The 388-nt window shown below is 64.7% G+C and carries 1 protein-coding gene; it reads left to right on the forward strand.

The features are described from left to right. Positions 1-388 (forward strand): fimbrial protein (locus DYZ14_RS24075; RefSeq protein ID WP_154722946.1); only part of this gene is annotated, 388 nt, incomplete at both ends.

Here is a 388-nt window from a genome sequence, read left to right on the forward strand (position 1 = left end):
ACCGTGGTCAGCCCGACCTGTGAAGTGCAGGCCGGCAGCCGCAATATCGCCGTCGATTTCGGCAGCGTGCCCAACACTACCTTCACCGGTGTCGGTTCCAAGGCCGTTGACCGCGATTTCGAGATCCGCCTGAACTGCCAGGGCAGCAATGTCGCGCAGTACCAGAGCAAGATCGGCATCCGCCTCGATGCCGATCAGGACAGCTCGAACATGCCGGGCGTGCTGAAGCTCAGTGCGGCCACCAACAGCGCCACCCGCATCGGCATCCAGATGGTCCAGCGCGATGGCACCACCGAGCGCGAAGTGCGCTTCGGCCAGACCGTCAATGTCGGTACCACCACCCCCGGCACCAGCACGATGACCTTGCCGCTGCGCGCCCGCTATGTGC

Origin of the sequence: Ciceribacter sp. T2.26MG-112.2, assembly GCF_900492205.1 — a bacterium.
In the GTDB taxonomy this organism is placed as follows: Bacteria; Pseudomonadota; Alphaproteobacteria; order Rhizobiales; family Rhizobiaceae; genus Allorhizobium; species Allorhizobium naphthalenivorans_A.